21 protein-coding genes are annotated in these 23,770 nt (G+C 32.3%); 13 read left to right on the top strand and 8 right to left on the bottom strand.

Going from position 1 to position 23,770, the window contains the following annotated elements:
• The first annotated feature begins 174 nt into the window (after positions 1–174).
• From L3X37_RS00940 to L3X37_RS00900, 9 genes are read left to right on the top strand one after another with little or no spacing between them, the layout of a single operon-like run.
• A complete protein-coding gene (locus L3X37_RS00940) occupies positions 175–834 on the top strand; it encodes a metal-dependent transcriptional regulator (RefSeq protein ID WP_237238290.1) in 660 nt (219 codons plus the stop codon).
• Positions 821–1,618 (top strand): transporter, encoded by a 798-nt coding sequence (locus L3X37_RS00935; RefSeq protein WP_237238289.1) that lies wholly within the window; start codon positions 821–823, stop codon positions 1,616–1,618. The genes L3X37_RS00940 and L3X37_RS00935 overlap by 14 nt, the downstream gene beginning before the upstream one ends.
• Before the next feature lie 10 nt (positions 1,619–1,628).
• Positions 1,629–2,540, top strand: a complete 912-nt coding sequence (locus L3X37_RS00930; protein WP_237238288.1) for a metal ABC transporter solute-binding protein, Zn/Mn family — start codon at positions 1,629–1,631, stop codon at positions 2,538–2,540.
• A gap of 45 nt (positions 2,541–2,585) precedes the next feature.
• Positions 2,586–3,383: a metal ABC transporter ATP-binding protein gene (locus tag L3X37_RS00925; RefSeq protein WP_237238287.1), complete on the top strand. Its 798-nt coding sequence runs from the start codon at positions 2,586–2,588 to the stop codon at positions 3,381–3,383.
• The gene (locus L3X37_RS00920; protein WP_237238286.1) at positions 3,383–3,733 is read left to right on the top strand and encodes a hypothetical protein; all 351 of its coding nucleotides are present in this window, start codon (positions 3,383–3,385) and stop codon (positions 3,731–3,733) included. Before L3X37_RS00925 ends, L3X37_RS00920 begins: the two co-directional genes overlap by 1 nt.
• Before the next feature lie 37 nt (positions 3,734–3,770).
• On the top strand, positions 3,771–4,892 hold the full coding sequence (locus L3X37_RS00915) for a metal ABC transporter permease (protein WP_237238398.1): 1,122 nt from the start codon (positions 3,771–3,773) through the stop codon (positions 4,890–4,892).
• Positions 4,885–6,045, top strand: coding sequence for a metal ABC transporter permease (locus L3X37_RS00910; RefSeq protein WP_237238285.1), 1,161 nt, complete (start codon positions 4,885–4,887; stop codon positions 6,043–6,045). The genes L3X37_RS00915 and L3X37_RS00910 overlap by 8 nt, the downstream gene beginning before the upstream one ends.
• Positions 6,046–6,052: 7 nt before the next feature.
• A complete protein-coding gene (locus L3X37_RS00905) occupies positions 6,053–6,412 on the top strand; it encodes a YraN family protein (RefSeq protein ID WP_237238284.1) in 360 nt (119 codons plus the stop codon).
• A 10-nt stretch (positions 6,413–6,422) separates the two neighbouring features.
• On the top strand, positions 6,423–7,832 hold the full coding sequence (locus L3X37_RS00900) for a sulfatase family protein (protein WP_237238283.1): 1,410 nt from the start codon (positions 6,423–6,425) through the stop codon (positions 7,830–7,832).
• 22 nt (positions 7,833–7,854) lie between these two features.
• Here L3X37_RS00900 and L3X37_RS00895 read toward each other — a convergent pair whose 3' ends face one another.
• Both L3X37_RS00895 and mfd read right to left on the bottom strand, forming a co-directional pair.
• Positions 7,855–9,186 carry a TlpA family protein disulfide reductase gene (locus tag L3X37_RS00895; protein ID WP_237238282.1) on the bottom strand — a complete coding sequence of 444 codons (1,332 nt, stop codon included), beginning with the start codon at positions 9,184–9,186 and terminating at the stop codon, positions 7,855–7,857.
• A gap of 31 nt (positions 9,187–9,217) precedes the next feature.
• Positions 9,218–12,610 (bottom strand): transcription-repair coupling factor, encoded by a 3,393-nt coding sequence (gene mfd, locus L3X37_RS00890; RefSeq protein WP_237238281.1) that lies wholly within the window; start codon positions 12,608–12,610, stop codon positions 9,218–9,220.
• Between the two features lie 99 nt (positions 12,611–12,709).
• Here mfd and L3X37_RS00885 point away from each other — a divergent pair, with 99 nt between their 5' ends.
• The 3 genes from L3X37_RS00885 to L3X37_RS00875 all read left to right on the top strand — a co-directional run bounded on the left by L3X37_RS00885 (position 12,710) and on the right by L3X37_RS00875 (position 14,336).
• Positions 12,710–13,141, top strand: coding sequence for a tellurite resistance TerB family protein (locus tag L3X37_RS00885; RefSeq protein WP_237238397.1), 432 nt, complete (start codon positions 12,710–12,712; stop codon positions 13,139–13,141).
• 212 nt (positions 13,142–13,353) lie between these two features.
• Positions 13,354–13,803 carry a transposase gene (locus L3X37_RS00880; RefSeq protein WP_237238280.1) on the top strand — a complete coding sequence of 150 codons (450 nt, stop codon included), beginning with the start codon at positions 13,354–13,356 and terminating at the stop codon, positions 13,801–13,803.
• A 266-nt stretch (positions 13,804–14,069) separates the two neighbouring features.
• Positions 14,070–14,336 carry a transposase gene (locus L3X37_RS00875; protein WP_237238279.1) on the top strand — a complete coding sequence of 89 codons (267 nt, stop codon included), beginning with the start codon at positions 14,070–14,072 and terminating at the stop codon, positions 14,334–14,336.
• Positions 14,337–14,525: 189 nt separating this feature from the next.
• Here L3X37_RS00875 and L3X37_RS00865 read toward each other — a convergent pair whose 3' ends face one another.
• From L3X37_RS00865 to metG, 4 genes are all read right to left on the bottom strand, one after another.
• Positions 14,526–15,536, bottom strand: coding sequence for a Gfo/Idh/MocA family oxidoreductase (locus L3X37_RS00865; protein WP_237238278.1), 1,011 nt, complete (start codon positions 15,534–15,536; stop codon positions 14,526–14,528).
• 317 nt (positions 15,537–15,853) lie between these two features.
• Positions 15,854–16,558 (bottom strand): YiaD family glycine zipper/OmpA-like lipoprotein, encoded by a 705-nt coding sequence (locus L3X37_RS00860; RefSeq protein WP_237238277.1) that lies wholly within the window; start codon positions 16,556–16,558, stop codon positions 15,854–15,856.
• Positions 16,559–16,632: 74 nt separating this feature from the next.
• The gene (locus L3X37_RS00855; protein ID WP_237238276.1) at positions 16,633–17,103 is read right to left on the bottom strand and encodes a lipocalin family protein; all 471 of its coding nucleotides are present in this window, start codon (positions 17,101–17,103) and stop codon (positions 16,633–16,635) included.
• A 186-nt stretch (positions 17,104–17,289) separates the two neighbouring features.
• A complete protein-coding gene (gene metG / locus L3X37_RS00850; RefSeq protein ID WP_237238275.1) occupies positions 17,290–19,359 on the bottom strand; it encodes a methionine--tRNA ligase in 2,070 nt (689 codons plus the stop codon).
• 351 nt (positions 19,360–19,710) lie between these two features.
• On the opposite strand from metG, the gene L3X37_RS00845 reads away from it, so the two are divergent.
• The gene (locus L3X37_RS00845) at positions 19,711–20,718 is read left to right on the top strand and encodes a S66 peptidase family protein (RefSeq protein WP_237238274.1); all 1,008 of its coding nucleotides are present in this window, start codon (positions 19,711–19,713) and stop codon (positions 20,716–20,718) included.
• 388 nt (positions 20,719–21,106) lie between these two features.
• Here the strand turns inward: L3X37_RS00845 and L3X37_RS00840 are convergent, their stop codons facing one another.
• Together L3X37_RS00840 and L3X37_RS00835 are read right to left on the bottom strand one after the other, a co-directional pair.
• On the bottom strand, positions 21,107–23,173 hold the full coding sequence (locus L3X37_RS00840) for an energy transducer TonB (RefSeq protein ID WP_237238273.1): 2,067 nt from the start codon (positions 23,171–23,173) through the stop codon (positions 21,107–21,109).
• An 11-nt stretch (positions 23,174–23,184) separates the two neighbouring features.
• Positions 23,185–23,724, bottom strand: a complete 540-nt coding sequence (locus L3X37_RS00835; protein ID WP_237238272.1) for an RNA polymerase sigma factor — start codon at positions 23,722–23,724, stop codon at positions 23,185–23,187.
• Between the last annotated feature and the right edge of the window lie 46 nt (positions 23,725–23,770).

Raw genomic sequence — 23,770 nt, 5'->3', positions numbered from 1 at the left:
CTAAGTCAATAAAATCATTAGTTTTATAAATCCTGAAAATTATTTAGGACAGGATTGATCTGAGATCTACATTTTTACAAATCAAATTAGTCGAAAAAAACTTCTAATTAATTTTTTTAGTTATATTTGAACAATATTTAAGCTTACTTAAATATTTTATTAAATAAACGATAAATGTCTATAGCGATAGAAAATTTTGTAAAAGCCATTTACAAAAACGATAAGAACGATAGCAATGATACTAAACCAGGTAATATTGCAAAAAAACTTGGCATATCTAATGCCGCAGCTACTGATATGGCTAAAAAGCTAGCAACTAAAGACTTGCTACATTATGAGAAATACCAAGAATTAAGGCTTACTGAAAAAGGCACAAAAATGGCACTTAATGTAGTACGGAAACATCGGCTTTGGGAATCATTACTCTTTAGAATGTTCGATATGTCTCTACACGAAATTCATAGAGAATCAGAATTATTAGAACATCAAACATCCGACTTTTTAGCCGATAAAATCAGTGAATACTTAGGTAACCCTAAGTTCGATCCGCATGGAGACCCAATACCTAATTCAGATGGTAAAATTACTACTAAAGACACCTCTATTTCTTTATCAAATACTCAAGAAGGTAAAACTTATATCATTTCTCGATTAATGAGTGATGATAAAGAGTTCTTCGATTTTTGTGCTCAAAACGGTCTAAAATACGGCAACTCAGTAGCAGTTACAAAACAGTTTAGCAAAAATAAAATGATTCAAATATTAATTAACAATAACACCATTCTTTTAAACGAAGATTTTACAAAAAACATCTATGTTAATGAAACTAACTAACAACAATTTACTTTTAGGCATAATATTGCTTACCTCAACTTTTTCATTTGCTCAAGAAACAAATGAACTTGGTACTATAGTAACTGATAGACCAGATGCAACTGAAGCTTCATCTACAGTTGGCAAAGGGATTTTACAATTTGAAACTGGAGGATTATATGAATCCTTTGAAGCAAATAATATTAAATCTGAAGATTATACATTCAACACCATGCTTATTCGCTATGGAATTCTAGACAACTTAGAATTACGATTAGGTTGGGATTTTGTTGAAGGTGTAACTAAAGTAAATGGCAATAAACTTAATAATGTAATGAGTGGATTATCACCATTATTATTGGGTATGAAAATAGACATCGCCGAAGAAAATGGATGCATGCCAGAAATTGCATTAATCGGTCATGTATTTCCAATATTTAGTGCATCGGCTGATTATCGACCTGAGTACACAGGTGTAGATTTTAGATTATCGTTATCTCATACCTTAAGCGAAAAATCTAGTTTAGGCTATAACATTGGGGCACAATGGGGGGACGACTCACCTGAAGCAGCAGCAATATATACAGTAGCTTATGGCTATAGCTTAAGCGAAAAATTTGGTGTGTATGCAGAATTGTATGGCGATTTGCCTGAAGACTCATCAGCAAATCACTATTGGGACGCTGGTTTTACCTATTTGGTGAATGATGATTTACAGTTAGACACTTATTTTGGAACAAGTATTACAGAAGGACAAGATTTATTATTTGGTCTAGGTTTTAGTTATAGAGTAAGAAAAAAATAATTTCGAAAAGATGAAAAAAAAACTTATAACACTTATAATTATAACACTATTTTTTGGTTGTAAAACCGATAAAAAAGAAAATGAGAAACTAAATATTATTACCACAACAACCATGATTACAGATTTGGTTAAAACCATTGGTGGAGATTATATAAAAGTTGAAGGTTTAATGGGAAGCGGCGTTGATCCGCATCTTTACAAAGCCAGTGAAGGCGATGTTACAAAATTAGTAAATGCAGACATTATTTTTTATAACGGATTACATCTTGAAGGCAAATTAGTTGAAGTTTTTGAAAAAATGAAAAGCAAGACGAAAACACCAATTGCTTTAGCTGAAGAAATTGATAAAAGCACGTTAATTGGCTCAGACTATTTCGCATCTAATTACGATCCGCATGTTTGGTTTAACATTGCCTACTTCAAGCAATTTGCTAAAAAAGTAACTTTAGTACTATCTGAAAAAGACCCTAAAAATGCTAACAATTATAAAGAAAATGAAAAGCAATATTTAGAAAAACTAGATGCGCTTCAAAATAAAATAAAAAACATTATTGAAACACTTCCAAAAGAAAAAAGAATATTAGTAACAGCACATGACGCCTTTAATTATTTTGGAAAAAGTTACGATTTTGAGGTGGTTGGATTACAAGGTTTATCAACAGCGACTGAAGCTGGTGTTCAGGATGTTCAAAAATTAGCAGCGTTTATTATTGAAAAAGATGTAAAAGCTATTTTTGTTGAAAGTTCTGTGCCAAAACGAACTATTGAAGCGTTACAAGCCGCTGTAAACTCTAAAGGACATAATATAAAAATTGGAGGCACCCTTTATTCTGATGCATTAGGGGATGATGGCACAGTTGAAGGCACTTATATTGGCATGTTTGAATATAATGTAAATACTATTGTAAGTGCTTTAAAATAATTCCTGCTTTCGCAGGAATCTCATCAAAGATAGTTGAATTTTAAAATGGAAAAAGAACTAAAGAAAAATATAAGAGACAGTAATTCTATTTATAAGACTCCTGCCTCCGCAGGAGTAATAGCAGTACAAGTAGATGACTTAACTGTAGCCTACAATTATAAACCCGTACTTTGGGATATTGATTTAGAAATTCCCGAAGGTGTACTTATGGCCATTGTAGGGCCAAATGGCGCAGGTAAATCAACATTAATAAAAGCTATTTTAGGCATTTTAAAGCCTATTGCAGGTAGTGTTAGTATTTACAAAAAACCTTATGAAGAACAACGTAAATTAGTAGCCTACGTGCCTCAAAAAGGAAGTGTAGATTGGGATTTCCCTACAACCGCTTTGGATGTTGTAATGATGGGAACCTATGGCAGTTTAGGCTGGATAAAACGTCCAAAACAAAAAGAAAAAAAAGCAGCACTTGAAGCTTTAGAAAAAGTAGGTATGCTAGCTTTTAAAAACAGACAAATAAGTCAGCTTTCTGGTGGACAACAGCAACGCATATTTTTAGCCCGTGCTTTGGTACAAAACGCCTCTATTTATTTTATGGATGAACCTTTTCAAGGTGTTGATGCCACAACCGAAATAGCCATTATTAATATTTTAAAAGAACTGCGAAAAGCTGGAAAAACGGTTATTGTTGTACACCATGATTTACAAACTGTTCCAGAATATTTTGATTGGGTTACTTTTTTAAATGTAAAGAAAATTGCAACAGGACCAGTTAAAGATATTTTTAATGATGATAACTTAACCAAAACATACGGCATTAATTATAAAGTAAGTATACAGGAATAATGGATAGCATTCAATCGATACAGGTATTTGTAGCAATAAATCTATTTGTGGTCGGTTTGTCTCATTTTATACGTCCAAAAATCTGGGTTGATTTTTTTGAGTTTTTACATTCTAAAAACAATGCTAGAAATATTATCAATGCTTTAATTCCTTTAGCAATGGGTTCTATTATTTTAGCATTTAATTTTATTTGGAAAGGCTTCGAAGTATTAATTACATTATATGGTTTATCACAAGTAATAAAAGGGCTTATTTATTTAACCTTTTTATCAATTGGCATAAAAACATTGGAAAAGTTATACCAAAAAAGGCTGGTGCATTTAAATGGTCTGGACTTATTATGGCATTAATTTTAGCAACTATTTTTATTAATTTAATCTAACTATTATAGACTTAACAGAATACATACAGCTTGTTTTTACAGATTATACCTTAAGAACAATTACACTAGGAACAGCAATTCTTGGAACTGTAACTGGTATGCTTGGTAGTTTTGCTGTACTTAGAAAACAAAGTCTCTTGGGTGATGCTATTTCGCATGCCGCTTTACCAGGAATTGCCATTGCTTTTTTAATTACCGGGGCAAAAGACAGCAATACGCTTCTTTTAGGAGCTTTGATAAGTGGTTTAATTGGAACTTTTTGGATTCGTGGTATCATAACAAAAACTCACTTAAAATCTGATACTGCATTAGGTTTAATTCTATCTTTATTTTTCGGGTTTGGCATGCTATTACTCACATTTATTCAAAAACAACCTAATGCGAATCAAGCAGGATTAGATAAGTACTTGTTTGGTCAAGCTGCAACATTAGTAGAAAGTGATGTTTGGATGATGGCAATTGTTACAGGAGTTTGCTTATTCGTATTATTCCTTTTTTGGAAAGAATTTAAAATCCTTTTGTTTGATGCAGATTACACAAAAACCTTAGGGTTCAACACTAAGTTTATCGATATCTTAATTACCTCATTTATTGTTTTAGCCATTGTTTTAGGCTTACAAACTGTTGGTGTTGTTTTAATGAGTGCGATGTTATTAGCACCTGCTGCTGCTGCAAGACAATGGACAAACAGCTTGAGTGTCATGGTTTTTCTGGCAGCTTTATTTGGTGCTTTTTCAGGTGTTTTTGGAACTGCAATTAGTGCGAGCCAAAACAACTTATCAACTGGACCCGTAATTGTTCTGGTGGCTGCTGTTTTTGTAGTGTTTTCATTTATATTTTCTCCAAACCGCGGATTACTATTTAAACAAATCCGTTTTATAAAAAACAGACGCGATTTACAACTTCATAAAACATTAGCATTTATGTACGGTATTGCAGAAACGCATGAGAATATTTCGCATCCACATGCCATTAAAATCTTAAATAATTTTCAAGGCTACACAAAAAGTACTCTCCAAAAATTAGTGAAAAAAAATTACGTAACCTTAGATGGAAATATGTGGAGTTTAACTGAAGAAGGCTTTAAAACTGCATCAAATTTATATAACCAACAAGCTAATGAATAGTGCTCAAATAGAAATACAAATCATTGCTAGTTTGGTTGCTGTTGCTTGCGCAATTCCAGGTACGTTTTTAGTATTACGCAAAATGGCCATGATAAGCGATGCCATTAGCCATTCCATTTTACCAGGAATTGTAATTGGTTTCTTTATTACGCACGACCTTAATTCTCCTCTACTTATTTTACTAGCGGCATTAGCAGGTATTATTACGGTAGTTTTAGTAGAATATATTCAAAAAACAGGATTAGTAAAAGAAGACACAGCCATTGGATTGGTATTTCCTGCTTTATTTAGTATTGGTGTTATTATGATTGCTAAAAATGCCAACGATGTGCACTTAGACGTCGATGCCGTTTTATTAGGCGAATTGGCTTTTGCACCCTTTGATAGACTGTTAATTGCTGGAGTTAATGTTGGTCCAAAATCGTTATGGATTATTGGAACTATTTTAATAATTACAATTACACTATTAATTGCTTTTTTTAAAGAATTAAAAGTAAGCACTTTTGATGCTGGTTTAGCAGCTTCACTTGGCTTTTCACCAGCCATTATGCATTACGGATTAATGTCGGTTTCATCAGTTACAACTGTTGGTGCTTTTGATGCTGTTGGTGCAATTTTGGTAGTTGCACTCATGATTGCGCCTGCTGCAACCGCGTATCTTTTAACAACCAACTTAAAAAAGATGCTCGCTCTTGCTATAATATTTGGCATATTTAGTGCTATTTCTGGTTATTGGTTAGCGCATTGGCTCGATGCTTCTATTGCTGGTTCTATCACAACTATGCTAGGGCTTTTGTTTTTAGCAGTCTATTTATTTGCCCCTAGTAAAGGCATAATTGCTGTTTTATACAGAGAAAAACAACAGCGAACAGAAGTATCTTTGTTAACTTTTTTACTACATTTAAAAAATCATAACGAAGAGGAAGAACGTCATGTAAATCATTTAAACGAACATATAAATTGGCAAAAAGTACGCTCTAAAACTGTTTTAGATTTAGCTTTAAAAAATAATATGATTTCGATTGAAAATAGCATTGTGTCTTTAACTGAAAAAGGAGACGATTTTACATCTCAGGCTATCGATTATATTATTACCAATGAAGATGCTAAAATAGAACATATGAAAGACGATTTCTTTTTGTTTAGGGGGTAAAAGTAACATGGCACAACACAACGAACTTGGTAAAAAAGGCGAACAACTTGCAGTCGATTTTTTATTGAAAAATGGATACGAGATTATTGAACGCAATTACCGTTTTGATAAAGCCGAAGTTGATATTATTGCTAAAAAACAAGATATTCTTGCTATTATTGAAGTAAAAACACGATCGACTATAGATTTTGGAGATCCGCAAGATTTTGTAAAACCAAAACAAATTCAACGCTTAGTAAAAGCTGTTGATGAATATATTACAGCAAATGATTTAGATGTAGAAGCAAGATTTGATATTATTGCCATTGTAAAAGAAAATGATAATTTTATAATTGAGCATTTAGAAAATGCCTTTTATCATTTTTAAAAAATACACTATGAAAACTAAACAATCTTTATTAAAATTATTACTCTGCTTAGTATTAGTTATTATCTCGTGTAAGCCTTCTAATAAAAAAGACAATACCAAATCAACAGCTAAAAAAGATAAAAAACCAAATATTGTAATTGTATTTTTAGATGATTCTGGTTTTGCAGATTTTAGTCCTTTTGCAAAATCTGATGTGCCAACACCAAATGTTCAAAAATTAGCTAATGAGGGCACCATATTCACCAATTTTCATGTTCCGCAAGCCATTTGTTCTGCCTCGCGTTCTGCATTATTAACAGGTTGTTATCCTGGTAGAACTAAAGTATTTGGAGCCCATGGACCAAACGCTAGAGGTTTAGAAACTACTTTTCCTACCATGGGCGAAGTGTTTAAAGAAGCAGGATATAAAACAGCCATTTTTGGAAAATGGCATTGTGGCGACCAGCCAGAAACGCGTCCTCATGCCAGAGGTTTTGATGAGTCTTGTGGTTTAATGTACTCTAACGATATGTGGAAACACCACCCTGAGGCTCCTGAATATTGGGGGCAATTCCCTATAAAATTCTGGAAAAATGGAGAGGTTATTATAGAGGATGTTGGTTTTGATGAACAAAAAAACTTAACTAAATGGTATACAGAGCATGCTGTAGATTTTATAAATAGAAATAATAAAAACCCTTTTTTATTGTATGTTCCGCATTCAATGCCTCATGTACCTATTTTTACAAGCAAAGCATTTGAAGGTAAATCTGGTAAAGGCGTTTATGGCGATGTTATTATGGAACTAGATTGGTCGGTTGGCCAAATTACCAAAGCTTTAAAGAAAAACGGTTTAGAAGAAAATACCATTGTAATCTTTACTTCTGATAATGGCCCATGGATTGCTTATGGAAATCATGCAGGAAAAACACCTTTTCGAGAAGCCAAAGCAACCTCTTTTGAAGGCGGAACACGATCGGCCTGTATTATTAAATACCCTAAAAAGTTAAAAGCAAATAACAAGTCGGATAAATTATTTGTTTCAATTGATTTATTACCAACACTTTGTAGTTTAACAGAAGTACATTTACCTAAAAGAGACATTGACGGAAAAAATGTGTGGGGTCTTATTTCAGGAAAACCTGAAGCTAAAAATCCGCATGAATATTATGCATTTTCTACAGGAAAGCATTTTGAAAGTGTAATGAGTGGTGATGGCAAATGGAAATTACATTTGGATCATAATTACAGAACTTTAGTTGAGCCTGGTAATGATGGAGCCGCAGGAAAATATAAAAATTTAGAGATGCCTTTGTCTTTATTTAATATGGAACAAGATGCTTATGAAACGACAAATGTGATTGAAGAAAATCCTGAAATTTCAAATATACTTGAAACGTTTGCTAAAGCTCATAAACTAAAGTTTTATAATGATTAATAGTTATCGATTATAACACACACTATTCTTTAGATTCGAAGTAAAGTTTTAGGGCATCAAAATTTTCTGGTTTTGCAATAATTTCTTTATCAGTATTTAAAACAAAGTATGTTGGTGTTGCTGTTACACCATAATTATCTCCTATAGGGTTATCCCATTTTCCTTCGCCATAAACGTGGATAAATTCAGGAAAATCGTAAGTAAGGCTTTTCCATTTATAGGGCTCTTCTTCTAAACCTACAGCTATTACTTTTACATGTTCTGGTTCTAGTGTTTTTAAGAATGTTTGTAGTTGAGGTATTTCATCTAAACAATGTGGGCAACCACTACTCCAAAATACAACTATATAGTTTTTAGCTAAATCTAACTCACTTAATTTTTTTGAGATAGTTTTTTTGTTTATAGTAATTTCAAAAGAAAAATCAGGTGCTTTGTTTCCTATAGAAATATTTTTAAATAAAATTAGCCCATCAATTAATTTATTATCATCTAGCTTTTTTGCAACTTCAATTAAATGTTTTTCAGAAATATAGTTGGCTACATTTTCAAACCCCAAATCTGCCATTTGTTGCCACAAATCTACTAATAAAACACGTTTGGTTTCTAGTGGCGCATCCTTCATAGCTTCACAAAAAACATTGATATTGTTTTTATAATTTGTGATTTCATCTTCATTTTCATCCGACATCCCAAACACGTAATTTAACATGCGCTCTTCAAAAAAATTGGAGCTTTGTAGTACTTCATTATTAAAATCTACATAATCAAAATAATGAGTCTTTAAATTGTTTGCATAAGTTTTTACATGCTCAAATGTTTCAGGAATATAGGGTTTGTTTGCTTTAATAAATTGTAGTGCAATAGTTTCTTTAGCTAGATTTTCATAATTAGATTGTGCTTCGTGCTGGGTTTTAAAAATAGATTTTAAGGCTAGTGTATCTTCACTTTTTTCTCTATAAAAATTACCAATACTATGGGTTATTATAGACATGCTATTGGTATATGATGCCAACAATTTATTTTCGGCGGAAGCTAAAAAATCAACTCCTGTTTCAGAATTAAATGTAAACTCAACATCTTCTTTTCCGTTATAAATAATATCAAAATTATAATCCTCTTGAGGAACAGCATAAACTATTCTATACATCCCTTTTGTAACTGTAGAGTCTAATTTAAGCTCAAGAATTCCTTCTTTAATTTCAGCATTAGTAACATACTCTGAAAGGGTTGGTGTTACTTTATATAGTAGTGCGATATTGTAATCTTCTGCAGGAGAAAATGTGCCTTTAATAGTGTGTTGCCCAAAAAAAATACTTGGTAATAAAACCGCTAAGGCAACAATTTGTTTTAACATGAGTTTAATTTAATTTTTTATAAAACAATAATTAAGCCATAATTGGCTGCAATATATTCAATGCTTTTTCAACTGATTTAATATTTTCAAAAGTAAGTAATAACCTTAAACCATTTCGGGTTTGTTTCTCTTTCATATTACAAATATTGGCATTTGTTTGTACAAACTTAAGTAATTTTGTAAAATTCTTACTTTGATAAAACTTGCTTTGTTGATCGTTAATAAAGTATCCAACAAACTTTCCATTTTTCATTATTATTTTTTCGAAACCTAATTTGGTAGCAATCCACTTTATTTGGACACTATTTAGCAAATCGGTCACTTGTGTTGGCAATTCTCCAAAACGGTCAATTAATTCGGTTTCAAATTTTTGTAATTCTTCTTCTGTTTTAATACTATTAAGCTTTGTGTACAAGTTTAATCGTTCTGTAATATTATTGACGTAATCATCTGGGAATAACAATTCAAAATCTGTATCAATGGTTACTTCTTTTACATAAATTTTATCTTCTTCATTATCATTATATAAATCTTTAAACTCTTTTTCTTTAAGTTCTTCAATGGCTTCATTTAGTATTTTTTGATAGGTATCAAATCCTATTTCATTTATAAATCCGCTTTGTTCGCCACCTAATAAATCGCCAGCACCACGAATTTCTAAATCTTTCATGGCAATATTAAAGCCGCTCCCTAACGCTGTAAATTGCTCTAAAGCGGCGATACGTTTTCTAGCATCATCTGTCATAGCTGAATACTCTGGCGTTATAAAATAACAGAAGGCTTTTCTGTTACTTCTCCCAACACGACCGCGCATTTGGTGCAAATCGCTAAGCCCGAAATTATTGGCGTTATTTATAAAAATAGTGTTTGCATTTGGTACGTCGAGCCCACTTTCAACAATTGTAGTGCTTACTAAAACATCAAATTCTCCATTCATAAATTGCAACATAAGTTGCTCTAGTTTTTTGCCCTCCATTTGCCCGTGACCAATTCCAATTTTAGCATCTGGCACTAAACGCTGAAGCATGCCAGCAACTTCTTTTATGTTTTCAATTCGGTTATGAATAAAAAATATTTGTCCACCACGTTGAATCTCGTAACTAACCGCATCACGAATAGTTTCTTCGTTAAACCGGATAACATGACTTTCAATTGGGTAACGATTTGGTGGTGGCGTTGTTATTACCGATAAATCTCGGGCGGCCATTAAACTAAATTGTAATGTGCGAGGAATTGGTGTTGCTGTTAGTGTTAATACATCAACATTTTCCTTTAAAGTCTTTAGTTTTTCTTTTACGGCTACGCCAAATTTTTGCTCTTCGTCAACTATTAAAAGTCCTAAATCTTTAAACTTTACATTTTTATTAACCAGCTGATGTGTACCAATTATAATATCTACTTGTCCATTTTCTAAACCTTTTAAAGTCTCTCGCTTTTCTTTAGCAGTTCTAAATCGATTCACATAATCTACTGTAACTGGAAAATCTTTTAAACGTTGTTTAAATGTTCTTGAATGCTGATACGCCAAAATTGTTGTTGGCACCAAAATAGCAACTTGTTTGCCATTGTCTACGGCTTTAAAGGCAGCTCTAATGGCAACTTCGGTTTTACCAAAACCAACATCACCACAAACCAACCTATCCATTGGTCGCTCGCTTTCCATATCGGCTTTAATATCTGCAGTAGCTGTACTTTGGTCTGGTGTGTCTTCATAAATAAAAGAGGCTTCCAATTCGTGCTGCATATAACTATCTGGGTTGTACTGATAGCCTTTTTGTGTTTTTCGTTTAGCGTAAAGTTTTATCAAGTTAAAAGCAATATGCTTTACACGCGCTTTAGTTTTTTGCTTTAAAGTTTTCCAAGCTTTACTACCAAGTTTGTAAATTTTTGGTGGTTTACCGTCCTTACCATTAAACTTAGTTATTTTATGTAAGGAATGTATACTTAAATACAACACATCGCGTTCTCCATAAATCAATTTTATAGCCTCTTGTTTTTTGCCTTCAACATCAATTTTTTGGAGTCCGCCAAAACGTCCAATACCATGGTCGATATGGGTAACATAATCGCCAATATCTAAACTAGTAAGTTCTTTTAAAGTGATAGCTTGCTTTTTCGCATATCCATTTTTAAGATGAAATTTATGATACCGTTCAAAAATTTGATGGTCAGTATAGCAAACCATTTTATTATCATGATCTATAAAGCCTTGGTGTAACGATAAAATTATGGTTTGATATTGCTTAACATCGAGATTAGAATCATCAAAAATATCATGGAATCGTTTGGCTTGCTGCTCACTAATGCAAGCAATGTAATTCGTGTAACCTTTTTTATGATTACTATTTAAATCTTCAATTAAAAGATTGAATTGTTTATTGAATGATGGTTGTGGGGTGGTATTGAAAGATATTTCGCCATTCTGAACTTGTTTCAGAATCACATCATGAGACCTTGAAACAAGTTCAGGGTGATGCTTAAAATAAGCATCAGTCCCAAACTCAATTATTGTAAAGTCTAATAATTGTTTTTTTAATAGGTTTGAATTAGAAAAAAGCGCGTTAGGCTCAGCATGTTTTAAATCTGACGAGAGTTCTTTAAAAGCCTCTTCTGCTTTCTTATAAAAATCGTCAATTCTTGAAAAAAACAAATCTGCATTTTTAAAACATACTATTGTTTTTTGAGCTATATATTTTAAAAAACTCTGCCGTTTTTCTTCTAAAAATTTATTGGCGACATTGGGTATTATATTTATTTTTTTTATCTGTTCGACAGAGAGTTGTGTTTCTACATCAAAAGTTCTAATACTATCAACCTCATCGCCAAAAAACTCAATGCGGTAAGGTTCATCGTGTGAAAAGGAAAATACATCTACAATACCACCTCGCACAGAAAACTCACCTGGTTCGGTAACAAAATCGACACGTTTAAACTGATATTCAAACAAAACTTCGTTTACAAAATCTATAGATATTTTATCGTTAATAGATATTTTTAAAGTATTGCGTTCTAGCTCTTTTCTTGTTACTACTTTCTCAAAAAGCGCATCGGGATAAGTAACAATAATCGCTGGCTTTTTTTGTGAGTTTATACGGTTTAAAACCTCTGCTCGCAGCAATACGTTAGCATTATCGGTTTCTTCAATTTGGTAAGGTCTGCGATAACTACCTGGGTAAAACAATACATTTTTATCATTACACAACTGCTCTAAATCGTTTAGGTAATGTGCAGCTTCTTCCTTATCATTAAAAACAATTAAAAACGGTTTATCGGCTTGCTTAAAAACACTTGAAATAACGAAGGAAAAAGATGATCCTACAAGTCCTTTTAAATGTAGTTTTGTTCCAGTTTGGGTAATAGTATTTTGCAGACTTTGCATTTGTAAAGTCTGTGTATAGGTTTGCGAGAGGATGGATTTACTCACGTTATTTTAGGTTTAGGCAAATATAAAATTTTTGTTCAATAGATATTGATAAAATGTTTTAATAAAACTATATTTGTGCACTTAAAAAAACAAGAATATATGTCGATTTCAGATTTATTTGATAGTGGTTTTAAAAAACGTAATGAAAGTCATTTTGCTGCCATTGTTCGTGTGGCTATGGCCGATGGTGTAATTACCGATGATGAAAAGAAGTTTTTGGATAGATTAGCTAAAAACTTAAATATTAGTAATGAAGATTATAAGTTGATTTTAAAAAATTATCAATCCCACCCTATTAACCCTCCTGTATCTTACGACCAACGTTTGGAGCGTTTATATGATTTGGTACGTATGATACATGTTGATACCATTAAAGGCGAACCTGAAATGATGCTTTTAAAGAAAATTGGGGTTGGTCTTGGTTTTCATGCAGTAAACGTAAAATATATAGTTGATAAGGCTTTAACGCTTATTAGCAATGGTGTTGATTTGGATACTTTTGTGGAACAAATGAAGACTATGAATAGGTAATTATTACTATGTTTAGATATTAAAAGAAGCTGTCTCAAAATCGAGGCAGCTTTTTTTTGTTAAAAAAACAATGATTATGTGCATGATCTTTTGTGTCTTATATATTGAATATCAGACATATGAATACTAATTTTAAAAACTACAATCAGTAGCAAAATTGGCTTTTTCCACCTAGTATTGAAGAACTTATTCCTAGCGAGCATCCTGTACGTGTGGTTAACGGAGTTATTGAGCAGCTTAACCTTGATTTATTGATTAATCAATACCATAGAGAAGGTAAGCCTAGTTATCACCCAAAGATGATGCTCAAGATTATGGTTTATGCCTACATGGATAACACCTATTCTTCACGTAAAATAGAAAAAGCCATACGCGAGAATATCAATTACATGTGGTTATCGGCTAATCAAGTTGCCGACCATAATACTATTGCTCGTTTTCGAAGTAACAAACTCAAAACCATTTTTAAGGATATTTTAAAGCAAGTCGTGTTATTATTAGCCGATGAAGGCTTGGTAACCCTTAAGAAAGTTTATACCGATGGCACTAAGATAGAATCCATGGCGGGCAGATATACTTTTGTATGGTGTAATGCTATTAAAACCCGTACAGAGAAATGTCTAAGCAGTTGGAAAAACTTTGGCAATATGCCCAGAGCATAGCCAATGTAGAAGACAAAGACCCTACGCCACCAGACTTTAAGTAAATAGAGAAAGATAAAGTAACCAAAACTGCTGCAAAGATTAACAAAATACTTAAAGGCAATCCAAAGGCAAGAAGCAAACAAAAAGCCAAAGCACACTATATTGAAAAGAATTTTCCAGCTAACCTTGAAAAGTACGAGCAGCAAGAAAAGGTACTTGCAGGGCGCAACAGTTAAAGCAAAACTGATCCTGATGCCACTTTTATGCGCATGAAAGAAGATCTCATGCTTAACGGCCTGCTTAAACCAGGCTATAATGTGCAAATCAGTTCAGAGTCTCAATTTGTTATCCATTACAGCATACATCAAACCACTAACGATATACATACTTTAAAACCTCATATAGCATCTTATGAGTATCAGTATGAAACGCTTCCCGATTACCTCACCGCAGATGCAGGTTATGGCAGTGAAGAAAACTATGATTTACTAGAGCAAAAAAGCATGCAAATGCGAATCTTTCAACTCAAAAATAAAACTCTTCAGAGCTAATCAAAGAGGTGTCGTGGACACCAAATTCTTCCTCTTTAGAATGGAAAAACTTTTTACCTAATCCCCTGAAAATTTATGTGAGCCCTAAAAAGTTAAATTATTGTTATTGTGTAATAGCAATAATCTTTTGATTTAAATACAATGAAACTCTTCTTTTTTTTTAGAAAACTAATACATAAGAAAATAAAATCAACTTTCTAAAATTTCAACTTGTTTAATAATATCAGACTCGGTTACCACAAATGGTTTATGATTTCTGACGGTTTGATAAACAGCTTCAAAAATATTCAAGTAAGATGATTTTTTTGATGCTATCTTTTCTTGTTTCTTAATATTATTTTCAATAGTAGTGAGTAAACCTTCTTTATTTGCTTTTTCTATGCCAAATATTTGGTTATCTGGTTTTATTCCTGCTTTTAATTGATCTTCTTGAACATCAGTTCGTTCTTTTACATAAGAGCCTTTTACACCATGTAAAACGAATGAAGGTTGTGCATCTGCCACTAATAAATTGGCTGTTATAAATACTTGTAATCCTTTTGGGTATTTGAGATGAACAAGCGCATAGTCATCAATTTGTGTGTTAGGTCGAAGGCCTAATTTTACGTTTTTCCATTCTAAAGGCATCCCAAACAAAGCAATAGCTGCATCAAGTAAATGCGACCCTAAATTATACATTACCCCATTACCTGGTACAGGGTTTTCTTTTGAAGCATTGGTGTTAATTTTATATGAATACCTATCATAACGAAAGTGGACTTCAATTAAATCTCCCAATTTTTTCGACTCTACAACATGTTTAACGGATAAAAAATCACTGTCAAATCGACGATTTTGAAATGGCATAACAAAAACATTTCTTTTTTTAGCCTCTTTAAAAAGGGTTTTTGCTTCTAAGAAATTAACAGTAAATGGTTTTTCTACTAAAACGTGTTTATTGGCCTGAATTGCCTTTAATGCTAAATCAAAATGTGTAGCACTTGGTGTGTTAACAACAACCAACTCAATATTTGTGTCTTTTAGTAATTCTTCAACAGAATTATAACTAATTACATTTGGATAAGTAAGATGTGCTTTTTTTTTGGTTCTTTCAACTATAGCAAATAAATCAAATCCAGAATGCACCTCTAAAAAAGGACAATGAAATAAGCTTCCAGACATTCCAAAAGATAAAACGCCTGTTTTTATGGTGTTATTCATCTAAACGCTATAAAAATTATAATACAACTAAATACGTTTTACAAAACTTTGCTTATTGTAAAGTTAATAAATTATAAGGTGTAAATAAATATTAAGGTCCAAACCTTAATAAAAATTAGAATACCGTTGAGCAAAAACTTGGTTTGTTTTTATATCTGAAAACAATGCTTTTGTATTCTCTTTTTCTGCGGCAATAATTTTTTTATTGGTATAAATAATCTGATTTCACACAATAATCAATTGATATAAAAAACTAAACGACTATTCAAAAATATTTGGAGTAGTCCTTTAATAAACATCAACCAATCAAAAAAAGATTATTGTCCTGCTTGTTTCTTGGCTTCTTCAATCATTTTTTCATTAGGCAGTATCGCCACATTTACACGTCTGTTTTTTGCTCTTCCTTCTACAGTAGAATTATCATGCTTGGGCTGTGTCTCTCCAAACCAATTGGTAGTTAGCCTACCTCCAGAAATACCATTATTTGTTAAATAATTGGTTACAGCATAAGCTCTATTTTTAGACAGTGCCATATTGTAATCTGCATCGCCTGTGTTATCTGTATGCCCAACTACTAAAATATTAGTATCTTGATATTCTTTAAATACGCCAATTAATTTATTCAACGTTTGTTGCGATGCCGTATTGATATTGTATTTATTTGTTGCAAAATAAACACCACTAGATTCATCAAAAGTTACAACTATACCGTTATCAACTCTCTCAACTTTTGCTCCTGGAATTTCTTCTTCAATTTTTTGGGCTTGCTTATCCATTTTATTACCAATAAGCACGCCGGCAGTACCACCAACAACACCTCCAATTACAGCACCTAATTCTCCATTACCTCCTTTACCTACATTATTACCTATTATGGCTCCCAAAATAGCCCCTCCAGTTGCGCCAATTACTGCGCCCTTTTGTTTATTGTTTGCATTTTGTATTGCCTTACATTGGGTTAAGCTAACTGCTAATAATCCTGTAAATGCTATAATTCCTGTTTTTTGTATTAATGTTTTCATCTGTTTAATATTTTATTTTTTAGCTTTTCCTATTCCTTAAATAAGTTCTATTTCATTAGGTTCTAGAAAAACTTTTATTGTTTTGTAAAATTCATATTAATGGTAAAAGGGCTACCTTCAACATTAACGGTTTGTTGCCATTGCATATTGGTATCGGACAATGCTGCTAACTTAAGACGAAAACCCTGACTAGTATCAGATTTTCCTTTCTGGTTAGTAGGCTTTAATAAAAAATCGTAAAGTCCCGTTTCGGGATCTACTTCTTGAATGGTGAAATTAAAATAACGCATTCCATTAGAACAACCAGCTTTTTCTATGCTGTATGTACCCGTGTTGTTATTAGGAACAAAACTCCACGTGCTACCCTCAAAACAATCTTTTGAAGCATCGTTTAACAGAGTAACATTGTATGTGCCTGATGCGCTATAACTGATGTTGTTTAATACCCAGTTTCCTTTAATTACTTTTTTTGAATCTCTAACCGTTTTAGATGTGCCACAAGAAAGCACGGAAACGGCTATAAGTAGTAACATAATTCGTTTCATATTATCATTTTTAATTAGTTGCTTTATGATTATATACGAATTAGAATGACCTAACAGATTAGATTTTTCGTATTGTTACAGATTATGAAAGCTTTAATATTTGTGAAAATGAAGGCACACCTATCTAGCTCTCAATCTTTTATAAGCGAGATATTTTTCCTTTTAGAAACTTTTTTTAACAAGAATTTAACTGATAGACAAACCGTTTTTTATCTCAAAACTAGAGTCTGGATTAACAAATACCAACTTCCCATCAAGAGTTTCGGTCATTAAAATCATGCCTTGGCTTTCAACACCTCGCAAAGCTCTTGGAGCTAAATTAACTAATACCGTTACTTTTTTTCCAATAACTTCATCCGCAGTAAAGCTTTCGGCTATTCCAGAAACTATTGTACGCACATCAATACCTGTATCAACTTTAAGCTTTAGTAGCTTTTTGGTTTTTGGCATTTTTTCGGCTTCTAAAATGGTCCCCACTCGCATATCTAATTTAGTAAAATCTTCAAAAGTAATGGTGTCTTTTTGTGGGTCGACAGTTGCATTTGCTATTTGATTTGCTTTTTTACTAGCTTCTAATTTATCTAATTGTTTTTGAATGGTGTCATCTTCAATTTTAGAGAACAACAATTCCGCCTTTCCTATTTGATGTCCCTCAGGAATTAGGATGTTTTTTGATTTGATGTCGTTCCAAGATGTCTCGACTACGCTCGACGTGACATTAAGAATGTTTTTTAACTTAATAGAAGTAAACGGTAAAAACGGCTCGCATAAAGTCGCTAAAGCTGATGCTATTTGAAGTGCCACATACATAATGGTTTGTGTTCGAGCTTCATCAACTTTAATTATCTTCCATGGCTCTTCATCAGCTAGATATTTATTGCCTAATCGCGCTAAATTCATAAGTTCTTGAGAAGCTTCCCTAAATCTGTAACGCTCAATAGAACTCGCTATAACATCTGGATATGCTTTTACCGCCGCTAAAGTTTCTTCATCTATTTTATTAAATTCACTTGGCTCGGGTACAACTCCGTTATAATATTTATTGGTTAGCACTACAACACGATTAATAAAGTTACCGAAAATTGCCACCAATTCGTTGTTATTTCGTGCTTGAAAATCTTTCCAAGTAAAATCGTTATCCTTTGTTTCTGGAGCATTTGCGGTTAAAACATAGCGCAACACATCTTGTTGATTTGGAAATTCTTGCAGATACTCTGTTAACCAAACTGCCCAATTTTTAGAGGTTGATAATTTATTACCTTCTAAATTTAAAAATTCGTTTGCTGGTACATTTTCTGGTAAAATATATGAGCCTTCACTTTTTAACATCGCTGGAAAAATAATGCAATGAAATACAATATTATCTTTTCCTATAAAATGTACTAGTTTAGTGTTTTTGTCTTTCCAATAAGGCTTCCAGTCTTTTCCTTCGCGAGCTGCCCATTCTTTTGTGGAAGATATATAACCAATAGGTGCATCAAACCAAACGTACAACACTTTCCCTTCGCCACCTTTGGCTGGAACTGGAATACCCCAGTCTAAATCACGTGTTACTGCTCTTGGACGTAAACCATCATCAATCCACGATTTTACTTGACCGTAAACATTAGGTTTCCAATCTCTTTTGTGTCCTTTTAAAATCCATTCTTTTAAAAAATCTTCATGCTTGTCTAAAGGTAAAAACCAGTGTTTCGTTTGCTTTAACGTTGGCACATTACCTGTTATGGCTGATTTAGGATTTATTAAATCGGTCGCATTATGACTGGTTCCGCAATTTTCACATTGGTCACCATAGCTTTCTTCATTTCCACATTTTGGGCAAGTTCCTACAACAAAACGATCTGCTAAAAATTGGTTGGCTTCTTCATCAAACAATTGCTTGGTGGTTTCTTCAATAAACTCTCCTTTATCATTTAAAGTTGTGAAAAACTCTGATGCTGTATCATGATGAATTTTAGCCGATGTTCGCGAATAATTATCGAAAGTAATTCCAAATTCTTCAAAAGATTTTTTAATTATAGCGTGGTATTTATCTACAATATCTTGCGGAGAAACCCCTTCGGCTTTTGCTTTAATAGTAATAGGCACACCATGTTCGTCGCTTCCACAAATAAACAGCACATCGTTTCCTGTTAAACGCAAATAACGTGCATAAATATCGGCTGGAACATAAACACCTGCTAAATGCCCAATATGAATTGACCCGTTTGTATAAGGTAGTGCCGCGGTAATGGTATGTCGTTTTGGTTGATTCATCTTTTTTATATACTGTTGTCAGGTCGAGCGCAGTCGAACCTAAATAAAAAAACTCTCGACTGCGCTCGAGGGGGCAAATTATACATCATTACTAAGAAGTTAAGCACTGTGACAATCTCATGAGCAGGAGATTAAATTAAATAGATTCTCATGCTTTGCTCAGAATGACATATTTTTTGAAGCCGTAAAAGTACGCATTTTGGCTACGATTTAGAAAAAAAATGTGCTAATCTAAAATACCAATCAATATGAGATCCCGAAATAAATTCGAGATTAATTCAACTTACAAGTTTTAGTATGCCTTTCGGCTTCTATAACTTGAGTTTCATTAAAAAAATGTACATTTACATTATGACAAAACATATTTTAATCATCGCTTTAAGTTGTGTAATTTCTTTACTTGGAAATGAGTCTATTTTTGCACAAGATTCAACATCAAATAAACTAATACAGCCTCCTTATTTAAAAGCTGGAGACACAGTTGCTATAGTTGCACCTTCAGGTATTTTAAAAAACAAACAAGACGTTATAAATCAAGCTCGGGCACTTCTTAAAAGTTGGGGATTACATACCATTGTTGGAAAAAACGTTTTTAACCAAGCTAATCATTTTGCAGGAACTGATAATGAGCGTTGCGAAGATTTTCAAAAAGCATTAGACGACCCTAAAATAAGTGCTATTTGGTGTGCTCGTGGTGGTTACGGTACGGTTAGAATATTAGGCAAACTGGATTATACAAAATTTAAAAAGCACCCCAAGTGGTTGATTGGCTATTCTGATATTACGGCTTTACACAATCAATTTCATAATGAAGGTTTTGAGAGTCTACACGCTATGATGTGCACGAGCATGCAAGACGATTTAAATGAAATAAAGGAAACTATTTCAAGCTTTAAAAATGCTATTTTTGGAAAATCTTTAAGCTATACCTTAGAAGGTTTTGAGTATAATAAAACTGGTAATAGCTCTGGCATACTAGTTGGTGGTAATTTAACTTTATTACACACCATGTTGGGTTCTAAAACTAGTATTGATACTTCTGATAAAATATTATTTATTGAAGAAATTGGAGAATATAAATATCATATCGACCGTATGCTGCAAAGTTTAAAACGTGCTGGATATTTTGATAATTGTAAAGGTGTTATTGTAGGAGACATGAGTAACATCAGAAAAAACACAACCCCTTGGGGCACCTCAATTGAGCAACTTATTTTAGATGCCCTTGCTAATTACGATTTCCCGATTGCATTTGGTATGCCTGCAGGACACGAAAATGATAATCGTGCATTAATTTTAGGGCGTACTATTAAATTGACCGTTAAAAAAGAACAATCTACAATAAAATTTAGCGATTAATTTTTGTTAGTATACAGATGCTAATTACACTACTAAAAAGGCATTTTTTATGCTATTGTAAAAGGTGTTTCTTTAAAGTACAACGTGGTTAAATTGTAAAATATAACTCTTTTAAAAAAGCATTTACTTGGCTATTTTAAAACTTAATATGAAAAAACTTGTTTCCCTTTAGTTACATAATTGAATTGGTATTAATCCAAGTTATCGGCCAAATAGCGTATAAACAAGGTTGCCTTAAAACTTTAGTTGCTCACCTCAATACATGAGAAAACAAACCGCTAGTACAAAAAGGACTCGATGAAATTGTAGATTTACATAACCGCTATAAAAAGTTTGCTGTTTTTTCTCAACAAGAGGCTATTGATTATATTGATGTGAATTATAGAGGCTAAAATAGCTTGTTCAGTTTCTGTAATTCATTTTTCAATTCCTGTAAACTCACTTCTTTAAAATTAAACTCAATATTTTGGCTCGCTTTAGTGTTGGTATCAATAACATCCAAATACAATTTTTGATTTTGTTTTTTAATAGCCACTAGTGTAACTTCCTCTTCATTTACAACTTTTCCAAAACTGAAATATCCTTTTATATTTTTACTTGGTAAAATGGAACTTAACGATTTAAACACCATACTTACTTTTGCACTTCCGTTTCTGTTTTTAACTTTAATTTTATAATCTACAACATTGCCATATCTTACAAATCTATCTAAATTAATCCAACCTAAATCTAAAATTCTCATGGCATAATTATTAACATCTTTTGTTGTAATAGCAATATTTTCATTAGGATTATCTAAGCGCTTTTGTAATGTCTCTTCGGTTACTAATTCATCTCCAACAATAATTTTTGGTTTAGGAACAAGTCTCATAATCTTAGATGTGGTTGATACCTGAGATTCATCCCAAACCTTTCTTATAATATGGCCACCTCTACTTATTGAATCATCTTCTAGTATTTTAAATCTTGTGTTTTCCATATCAAACAAAGGTTTTCTTATAACTACCTTAACATCCTTATCTCCAATAATTCTAATCAACCTTTTCTCTTTCCACGTTTTCCATTTTTTAATAAATGCAGAATCTACAGCAAAATTATTGTCATGCATTACACGTCTTATAAATTCCGTGTCTCCCCTTATATAATCATAAACAGTATCCATTTCTATTTTACTATTCTGTGGAACGCTTACTTTAAAAATCTTAGCGTTATCTGAAACGGTAAAAATAATGGGTAACGAATACGGAACCGTAACAGCTTTACCACGTTGTAAACCAGGTTTCATTTTTGGCAATAATGCCATAACCCGATTTGCTTCTGCTTCAATTGTTGGGTGTGATGCTCTAGATTGGACGGCAAAAACATTACCATTTTCGTCTATTTTAAAAATTGTATTAACACGTTGTCTACCTTCAAAACCTAGGCTTGCTGCAACATTAACATCAAAATTCCTTTGTACATGTTTTTGTATAGCAGCACTAAAACAATTTTTCTTTTGCATATTATTCCCTTCTTCACAGCCAGGAAATATTGGGACTTCTTCTACTATAGCAAAAGGAACTTCTATATTTTCTTCTACTCCGATAGCTTTTATTGAATCAACCAGTATTTCATTTTTTGCAAGTTTCCAATTAACATTTTCATTTTTCCATTCGCCAGAAAAGAGTTGCATCCCTTCTTTTTTATTTGAAGTTGGAAATGAAATTTCAATGCTTTTCTTTAATTGTAAAAGCTCGTCTCCTTTAAAAGCTTTAATGTTTAACATGCCTCCAGTTTCTAATGGTTTTCCATCAGAAGTGGTACTAAGATTTGCCAAAAGCATATCAGAGAGTTTATAATATTCGGTAACATTTAAATCAATAATTCCTTTTATGAGGCTACCATTACCATCGATAAATGAGTTGGCTTTTATATCCAACTTTGTGCCTTCATTACAAACTATAACTGTGTCTTTTTGAGTGTTTATTTTAAGTTTTTGTGGTGGTTTTGTAAATGAAATTTCAATGTTTTTTAAAGTTTTTTGACCTTCAACTACAATTTCTTTTTTAGAGAATATTGAATCTTTTAAAACTATGGAATCGTTACGTTTAAGTGATGCCTTATTTGAAACACTATCAATTATTATACTGTTATTTTCCTGATTGTTATTATGAATTGGTTGCTGTGATTGATTTGAAATTAAAACATAAGCTACTACTACAACTGTTAAAACAACAATTGAAACGCCAATAAACTTAAACAGTTTACTTTTCAAGTAGGATCGTTTCGCATTTACAATTTCCGTTTTTAATTGCTGACGCTTTAAGCCTTCTAAAAATGTTTTATGCTCATCGTAAAGCGTATTAAAATTTGAATCGGTTTTTAAAAGGTACTCAAAATTTTGAATATCAGTTTTTGAAAGTGTTTTATTTAGATACTGATTTATTAACGCTATATTTTGTATATAATTTTCCATGTTGCCCTGAATTAAGATTGAACTGTTTTACTGTTTCGGTATATGTCTTTTACTTTTGTTAAGCACTTGTACTTCTGGTTTTTTGCAATTTTTTCAGATTTAAATTGCATCACTTTAGCTATATCTTTAAAAGACATGGCTTTATGATAAAACAGTTGTAAAAGTTGCCGACATCGTTCTCCTAATTCTAGAAATGCGCGTTCTGCTAGTTGGTATTTTTTTTCTTCTAAAACACTGTGGAAATATTCAATTTGTTTATCGTTAAAATTGTGTAATTCTTGTTTTGAAAACTTCTTTTGGGTGTCTTTCCAAACAAATCTAGACACCGAATATAAATACGTATAAAATGAAGATGTTAATTTAAAATCTGATTTTTCCAGATTTCTGTTAAGTATAATTAAGGCTTCTTGAAAAACATCTGAAGCATCTTGTTTGCTTCCTCCTTTTGAAAGTATTAACGCTTCAATTTTTGGATAAAGCCTATATAATTTTTTAAATGCTTTTTCTCGCTGACCATCTTTAAAAAGTTCTAAGATTTTTTTATCGTTCATAAAACGGGTTTATTACTTAATGGTCAAATTATAAAAAGGTCTCCTA

The organism is Wocania arenilitoris, from assembly GCF_021728535.1.
Lineage (GTDB): Bacteria > Bacteroidota > Bacteroidia > Flavobacteriales > Flavobacteriaceae > Wocania_A > Wocania_A arenilitoris.
Note: the sequence above shows the minus strand (reverse complement) of the source record. Positions and strands in the feature narration are given on the sequence as shown.